Here is a 7,381-nt window from a genome sequence, read left to right as displayed (position 1 = left end):
GCGGCGGCGGCGTACTGGGCTTCCTCGGTATAGGTCCAGACGTTGCGGGCCAGTGTTTCAAAACCAATGGGCGCGAGCAGCAGGGTCAGCGGCAGCTCCTTGAGCACACTCAGGAACACGAAAGCGGCACTCGCCAGCAGGCCCGGACGCAGCAGCGGCAGCGTGACCCGCCACAGCGTGCGCCCCGGCGTTTCTCCCAGCATTCGCGCCGCTTCCTCCAGGCGGGGGGTGGCCCGCGCAAACCCCGAACGAATCGGCCCGATGGCTTCGGCCACGAAATGCAGCGTGTAGGCCGCCAGCAGCAGCCCGAACGTCTGGTACACGCTCGGAACGACCTGAAGCGAAAAGAACACCAGCGCCAGCGCAAAGGCCAGCGGCGGAGTCGCGTAACCCAGATAAGCCGCCCGCTCGGTGATGCGTGCCCAGCGGCCCCCCCTGCCTTCCGCGCCGTAGCGACTGCCGATGTAGGCCAGCGGAAAGGCGAGCGCCGTGGTGGTCAGGGCCGCCAGCGCTGCCGCTCCCAGCGCGGTGCGGGCCGCCTCCCACAAGCTGGCCCAGGCGTAGGGGTTGCCCTGCGACTCCTGCACGGTCAGGCGCAGCCAGTACAGCACCGTGCCCACCGGCAGGGCCAGCGCCGCCAGGGCGAGGGCGAGCACGAAAGCCCAGGCAGGCACGCTCCATGCCCCCAGCCGCAGCCGAGTCGGGGGGCGCACCGTGGCAGGCGAAATGCGGCCCAGCCACACGCCGCGCATCAGGCGGGCTTCGAGCCACAGTGTCAGCGCCGTCAGTGCGAGCAGCAGCAGCGCCAGCCACGCCGAGTACACCCGGTCATAGGCCGCCGTGTACTGCTGATAGATGGCGGCGCTGAAGGTGGGGTAGCGCATCAGCGACACCACGCTGAAGTCGCCGAGCACATGCAGCGCGGTCAGCAGCGCCCCCGACAGCCACGCCGGGCGCAGCGCGGGCAAAGTGACCTGCCAGAAGGTCTGCCAGCGGTTACGCCCCAGCATGCGCGAGACTTCTTCCAGCGCCGGGTCTACGGTGCGCAGCGCAGAGTGCAGGTTCAGGAACAGATACGGAAAGGTAAAGAGGGTCAGCACTCCCAGCGCCCCCCAGAAGCCGCTCGGCGTGGGCAGGCGCAGGCCCAGCAGCACGTCCAGGGTTCCCCCGCTTCCGGTGGCGGCGATCAGTGCGTAAGCCCCCACATACCCCGGCAGCGCCAGCGGCAGCACGCCCAGCAGCAGCAGCAAGCGCCGGGGCCGGAAATCGGTGCGGGTCGCCAGGAAAGCCAGCGGCAGGCTGAGCAGCGTGGTCGTCAGCAGGGTCGCCAGCGTCAGCAGCAGCGTGTTGAAGGCCAGTTCCAGATTGCGGGGCCGAAACACGATCTCGCGCAGTTCGTCGCCCTGGGCACTCAGCGCCCGCAGCACCAGATACGCCAGCGGCAGCCCCACCCCCAGCAGGGTCAGCAGGGCGGGCAGCAGCAGCAGGGGCGGAGGTCGGCGCATCAAATTCCAGAGGATACCAGACGAATCTGGTCAGGATTCGCCGCAAGGGGACGGCGCAGCAAAAGACGCCAGCCGGGCAGGGCGGGCGTCCTGGGGAAGCTTTAGAGCAGGCCGACTTCGCGCAGCAGTTTCTGGGCCTTTTCGATGTTCTTGGGCAGCACGGTGGGGCTGACCTTGGGGCTGCGCTTGACCACGTCGTTGTACGGTAGCATGGTCGTGGGCTGAATGATGTTGCCGATCACCGGATACTCGAAGTTGACGCTCAGGAAGAAGGTCTGGGCATCCTTGCCGGTCAGCGTCTGCAGGAAGCGCAGGGCGGCGGCGCGGTTCTTGCTGGTCTTGAGCAGGGCCGCGCCCGTCGCGTTGCCCAGGTTGCCGATGTCGCCTGCCTTGAAAAAGTGCGTCTCGATGGGGTAGTTCAGGCGGTTCACGCGCTGGATGTAGTAGTGGTTGGTCAGCCCGACATCGATTTCCCCGGCGCGGATGGCTTCAAGGAGGCCCACGTTGCTCGTCTTGTAGTCCTTGGGGTTCAGCGCCTTCATGCCGATCAGCCACTGACGGGTGGTGGCTTCGCCGTGCTTGGCGATCATGCCCGCCAGGAAATCCTGAAAGCTGGGGTAGCTCACCGTCCAGCCGATGCGTCCCTTGAGACTCTGCATCTTGGGCAGGTCGAGGATGCTGCCGGGCAGGTTGGCAGGCTTGATTTTGTCCTTGTTGTAGGCCAGCACGCGAAACCGCACGGTGGTCGGCAACCAGTCTCCAGAATCGGGGCGGTAGTCGTCGTCGATGTTGCGGTAGCTGGCGGTGCCCAGTTTGGAAAACAGGCCGCTTTCAGAGAGTTCGCCCAGGGCGCCCACACTGTTGCCCCAGAACACGTCGGCGGGGCTGCGCTTGCCCTCTTCGCGCAGGGCGGCGACCAGTTGCGCGTCGGTGCCGTAGCGCACGTTGACCTTGATACCCGTCTGGCGCTCGAACTGCTGCACGATGGGGTCGACGAAAGTCTTGGCGCGGCCCGAGTACACGGTCAGGGTGCCCTGGGCCAGCCCGGAAGAAGCGAGGGCCAAAGCCAGGGAAGAGAGAAGCAGGCGTTTCATGGGGACTAATCCTAAGTAAACAAGTCGGATTAGTCAAATACAGCTCCGAACGGCGAGGATTTGGACTTTCCGTCTGCCGCTGCGGTGCTACCCTCGCCCTATGACGGCTGAAGCTGTGGCCCCCGACCTTTCACAACTTGCACCGACGCGGGCACTGGACAAGGCCGCGCAGGGCCAGCGACTGGACGCGGCAGAACTCGAAAGCCTGTATCACCTGCCTCTGCCCGACGTGGCAGCGGTAGCGCACCAACTCCGCATGGAACGCCGCGACCCCGACGTGGTCAGCTTCCTGATTGACCGCAACATCAACTACACCAACATCTGCAACGTGGGTTGCAACTTTTGCGCCTTTTACCGCACCAAGCGTCAGGGCGACAGCTACACGCTGGACTACGAGCAGATTTCGCACAAAATCCGCGAACTCGAAGCGGTAGGCGGCACCCGCATCCTGCTGCAAGGCGGCGTCAATCCCGAGTTGGACCTGGACTACTACACGGGCATGTTGCGCCACGTCAAAGCCCACCACCCGACCATCCGCATCGACGCTTTCTCGCCCGAAGAAGTGCTGTTCATGGAAAAGACCTTCGGGCTGACGCTGGATGAGTTGCTGGACGAACTGATGGCGGCGGGGCTGGACGGGCTGCCGGGCGCAGGCGGCGAGATTCTGGAAGACGACGTGCGCCAGAAGGCCGCGCCTGCCCGCATCAAGTCCGAGGACTGGTTCCGCATCATCGATGCGGCGCAGCGCAAGGGGCTGTACACCATCGCCACCATGGTCATCGGCTTCGGCGAAACCTACGCCCAGCGCGTCAGCCACCTGCTCAAGATTCGGGCGCAGCAGGACAAGGCGCTGCGCGAGTACGGCGGCAACGGCTTTTTCGGCTTCGCGCTCTGGACGCTGCAAACCGAACACACCCGCTTGCACGGCAAGGCCCCCGGAGCCACCGCCCACGAATATTTGCAACAACTCGCCATCGCCCGCATCGCGCTCGACAACCTGCATAACCTGCAAGCCTCGTGGCCCGCGCAGGGGTTCAAGGTCGGGCAGGCGGCGCTGTACTACGGAGCCAACGACCTCGGCTCCACCATGCTGGAAGAAAACGTGGTCTCCGCTGCGGGGGGCCATGACCGCCACCAGGCCACCGTGCGCGAACTGATTCGGATTGCCACCGACGCGGGATTTAGGCCCGCCATCCGCAACAGCCGCTTCGAGATTTTGGAGTACCCCGACGTGGACGCCTTCCTGGGCCGCAGCAGTGAAAACCCCGAAGCCGAGCGCGGCGTGGGGGCGGGCTGAACCCTTCCGCGCTGGCGCTGCACGACCTGAGCAAGTCCTTCGGCGACGTGCGGGCCGTGCAGGGTGTCGCGCTGGACGTGGCGGCGGGCGAAACCGTGGCGCTGCTGGGGCCGTCGGGCTGCGGCAAAAGCACCGTGCTGCGCTGCGTGGCGGGCCTGGAACGTCCCGACGCGGGGCGGATTGAGGTCGGTGGGCGCGACGTGACCCGTTTGCCCCCGGAAGCGCGGCACATCGGGCTGGTGTTTCAGGATTACGCCCTGTTTCCGCACCTGAGCGTGCTGGGCAACGTGGCGTATGGCCCCAAGGTGCGCGGCGAGGGCCGGGCGCAGGCGGAGGCCAGGGCGCGGGAAGCGCTGACCCTGGTCGGCCTGCCCGAACTGGAAAAGCGCCTCCCCGCGCAGCTTTCAGGGGGGCAGCAGCAACGGGCAGCGCTGGCCCGCGCTCTGGCGACCCGTTCGCCGCTGCTGCTGCTGGACGAACCACTCAGCAATCTGGACGAAAAACTGCGAACCGAGTTGCGCCAAGACCTGCGCGGCCTGTTCGCCAACGTGGGGGCGGGCGTGCTGCTCGTCACCCACGACCAGCGCGAAGCCTTGGCGCTGGCCCACCGGGTGGCGGTCATGCGGGCGGGCCGACTGGTGCAGGTGGGCGCGGCGCAGGACGTGTTTCAACAGCCCGCGACGGCCTGGGTCGCTGAATTTCTGGGCTGGGAAAACGTCTTCTCGGCGGGCGCGGGACGGGCACTGCTGGTTCCCGAAGCCGCCGTGCGCCTGGGCGAAGGGGAAGCGTGGCCCGTTCAGGCGCGGCAAGCGGGCGAGGCCGGAGAGAAGGTCATGGTGGCCCACGCCCTCGGCCCCCTGCACCTGCACCTCAGCCCCCGTGAGGCGGCGCAGGTGGGCGAAATGGTACGGCTGACGCTGCCCCCGCAAGCCCTCCGCGAAGTGCCGGACGACCGGGAAGAAAGCCGGGCTGCCCTCAGCAGGACTTGACGCCCCGGCTCCGGGCCTGTATCTTATTGTCGCCTTGCCTGTGAAGGGATATAGTGTAATGGTAGCACACCAGATTTTGGTTCTGTTTGTCTAGGTTCGAATCCTTGTATCCCTGCCAGTAAGTCAAAGAAGTCCGGTCCTTTTAGGGGGCCGGATTTCTTTTTGTCGTGTTTACCGCCGTTCAGCCCTGACGCTCCAGCACATAGAACGCCCTCTCCCTTGCCCGCGCCAGGTCGGTCAGGCGGTAGCCCCGGCCCAGGTAGTGGGTCAGCACCTCGCGTACCGGGAGTCGCCAGGCTGGGTCGGGCTGCAAAGGCACCTGCACCAGCAGCCGGGGGGCATCGGTATTAAGGACGGGCGGGCCGGGTTCCTCGTCTGACGCTTGCAGCACGTATTGGCCTTCCGGGCAGGGCGCGGGCCGCTCGGCGTGGGGGCGGGTCAAGTCCCAGTCGGCCAGCAGACGGTCAGCGCCGGGGCCGTACCAGTCGGGCAGATACTCGGACACCGTGACGCCCAGCTTTCCGAAATTGAGCCGGGCGTTGCGCGTCACCAGGGGATCGAACGTCCAGGTCATGCGCGTCAGCCCCTGCGCCAGCACCCGCTCGCGCTGCGCCAGCTTGAGGGCCACCGCCAGCCCTGCGCCGCGCACCTCGGGCCGCAGGGCCAACTGGTGCGAGTGGTGCCACAGTTGCCCGCCTCGCAGCGCCGGAAAGCCGTAGACCAGCCCCACCGCCGGGCCACCCCCTTCGGCATAGGCCGCCAGCACCACGCCCCCCAGTGCCCCGCTGATGCGGAACATGGTTCTGGGCAGCAGTTCGCGGTCGGTGTAGCCCCAGGCAGCGGCCTGCACGTCCTCCAGCTCGCGCAGGGCCAATGGGTCGGTCACGTCGCGGATGACGTAGCCAGGAGGAACGGCGGCCAGGGTCACGCCCGGTATTCCTCCCGCACCTCGCTGACTGTCGCCAGGAATTCGCGGTCGAGGGTCACGCCCGTTCCCGCGCCCTGCGGCACGGGCATCAGGCCGTCTACGGCCTCCAGCGGCTCCTGAATGAGGTCTTTGTCCCAGTAGCGGCTGGCCGAACTCGTGTCGCCGGGCAGTTTGAAGTTGGGCAGGGTCGAAAGCTGGATGTTGTGCGCCCGCCCGACGCCGCTTTCCAACATGCCGCCGCACCACACCGGAACGCCGAAGCTCTGGGCCACGTCATGCACCCGCCGCGCTTCGCTCAGGCCGCCGACCCGCGCCACCTTGAGGTTGACGACCCCGCCCGCGCCCAGTGTCAAGGCTTTGCGGGCATCCTGCGCCGAGGCCACCGATTCGTCGAGACACAGGGGCGTCTGGATGCGGCGGGCGAGTTCGGCATGGTCCACGAGGTCGTCCCAGGCGAGCGGCTGCTCGATGTAGGTCAGGTCGTACTCGTCCAGCCGCCGCAGCCTTCCAGTGTCGGCCAGGGTGTAGGCGCTGTTGGCGTCCACCGTCAGGCGAATGTCGGGAAAAGCTTCACGGGTGGCCCGCACGGGTTGCACGTCCCAGCCGGGCTTGATTTTGAGTTTGATGCGCCGATACCCCTGCTCGACATGTCGCCGCACGATGTCTACCGTCGCCTGTTCGTCGGGCTGAATGCCCAGACTGACCCCGACCTCAATTTCGCGCTTGAACCCGCCCAGCAACGTGCCAATAGGCTTGCCCAACGTGCGGGCGTGCAAATCCCAGGCCGCCATTTCGACCATCGCCCGCGCCATGCGGTTGCCCCGGAAGTCGCCCAGCGCGGCGTTCACTTCCTCGGGGTTGGCAAACGTGCGGCCCAGAATGCGTGGCAAAAACACGTCCCGCAGCAGCTCCAGCGCCCCGGCAATGGTTTCCTCGCGGTACATGGGGGAGCGTTCCATGGTGCCTTCCGCCACGCCCTCTAGACCCTCGCCATGCAGCACCAGCAGCGGAATGACCTTCTCGGTCTGCACCCCGAAACTGGTTTCGAAACGGAACTTGAGCGGCAACCTCGCCACAACCAACTCGGCAGCTTCAATTTTGAACATGGGGCCAGTATGCGTCCTCCCCAGCCCCGGCTGCGGCACAATGCGCTTATGACGTTCACTCCCCACGCCAACTGGTCGGCCCTGCACGAGGACGAGGTGCAGCCCTGGAAAACCCTCAGCAGTCGGCAGCTCGTGGGCGGTTTTCGGGTGGTGCTCGAAGACGAGGTGGAGGTCAAGCCCGGCACCCGGACCCTCTACCAGTACCGACCACGCGGCCCCCGCGCCGTGTTCGTGCTGCCCGTGACGGCGGCGGGCGAGGCGGTGTTGATCCGCCAGTACCGCTATCCGTTGCAGGCCACCATCACCGAAATCGTGGCAGGCGGTGTGGAAAAAGGCGAAGACCTGCAAGCGGCAGCGGCCCGCGAGTTGCTGGAAGAAGTGGGCGGCGTGGCGAGTGAGTGGGTCGCCCTGCCCGCCTTCTACCCGCAGCCGAGCATCAGCGGCGTGGTGTTTTACCCGCTG

At 66.6% G+C, this 7,381-nt stretch carries 7 protein-coding genes and 1 tRNA gene; 4 read left to right on the top strand and 4 right to left on the bottom strand.

Annotated elements, in window-relative coordinates:
* Together Q4C89_RS12870 and Q4C89_RS12865 are read right to left on the bottom strand one after the other, a co-directional pair.
* A partial coding sequence (locus tag Q4C89_RS12870; protein ID WP_303103022.1) for an iron ABC transporter permease occupies positions 1–1,505 on the bottom strand: 1,505 nt, incomplete at its 3' end.
* A gap of 101 nt (positions 1,506–1,606) precedes the next feature.
* Positions 1,607–2,599, bottom strand: a complete 993-nt coding sequence (locus tag Q4C89_RS12865; protein WP_303103021.1) for an extracellular solute-binding protein — start codon at positions 2,597–2,599, stop codon at positions 1,607–1,609.
* Between the two features lie 100 nt (positions 2,600–2,699).
* On the opposite strand from Q4C89_RS12865, the gene mqnC reads away from it, so the two are divergent.
* The 3 genes from mqnC to Q4C89_RS12850 all read left to right on the top strand — a co-directional run bounded on the left by mqnC (position 2,700) and on the right by Q4C89_RS12850 (position 5,003).
* Positions 2,700–3,896, top strand: a complete 1,197-nt coding sequence (mqnC, locus tag Q4C89_RS12860) for a cyclic dehypoxanthinyl futalosine synthase (RefSeq protein ID WP_303103020.1) — start codon at positions 2,700–2,702, stop codon at positions 3,894–3,896.
* A gap of 47 nt (positions 3,897–3,943) precedes the next feature.
* Positions 3,944–4,885 (top strand): ABC transporter ATP-binding protein, encoded by a 942-nt coding sequence (locus Q4C89_RS12855; protein ID WP_303103019.1) that lies wholly within the window; start codon positions 3,944–3,946, stop codon positions 4,883–4,885.
* 44 nt (positions 4,886–4,929) lie between these two features.
* Positions 4,930–5,003: transfer RNA gene (locus Q4C89_RS12850), tRNA-Gln, on the top strand.
* A 63-nt stretch (positions 5,004–5,066) separates the two neighbouring features.
* On the opposite strand, the gene Q4C89_RS12845 is transcribed toward Q4C89_RS12850, so the two are convergent.
* Both Q4C89_RS12845 and menC read right to left on the bottom strand, forming a co-directional pair.
* Positions 5,067–5,813, bottom strand: coding sequence for an acyl-CoA acyltransferase (locus tag Q4C89_RS12845; protein ID WP_303103018.1), 747 nt, complete (start codon positions 5,811–5,813; stop codon positions 5,067–5,069).
* The gene (menC, locus tag Q4C89_RS12840; RefSeq protein ID WP_303103017.1) at positions 5,810–6,919 is read right to left on the bottom strand and encodes an o-succinylbenzoate synthase; all 1,110 of its coding nucleotides are present in this window, start codon (positions 6,917–6,919) and stop codon (positions 5,810–5,812) included. The genes Q4C89_RS12845 and menC overlap by 4 nt, the downstream gene beginning before the upstream one ends.
* 48 nt (positions 6,920–6,967) lie before the next feature.
* Between menC and Q4C89_RS12835 the strand changes: the two genes are divergently transcribed.
* On the top strand, positions 6,968–7,381 hold a 414-nt coding region (locus tag Q4C89_RS12835), incomplete at its 3' end, for an NUDIX domain-containing protein (protein ID WP_303103016.1).

This window comes from Deinococcus sp. (assembly GCF_030523985.1).
Taxonomy (GTDB): domain Bacteria; phylum Deinococcota; class Deinococci; order Deinococcales; family Deinococcaceae; genus Deinococcus.
Note: the sequence above shows the minus strand (reverse complement) of the source record. Positions and strands in the feature narration are given on the sequence as shown.

Coding starts and splice junctions, on each gene's coding strand:
- Q4C89_RS12865 (WP_303103021.1), bottom strand. CDS start 2,599: ATGAAACGCCTGCTTCTCTCTTCCCTGGCTTTGGCCCTCGCTTCTTCC.
- mqnC (WP_303103020.1), top strand. CDS start 2,700: ATGACGGCTGAAGCTGTGGCCCCCGACCTTTCACAACTTGCACCGACG.
- menC (WP_303103017.1), bottom strand. CDS start 6,919: ATGTTCAAAATTGAAGCTGCCGAGTTGGTTGTGGCGAGGTTGCCGCTC.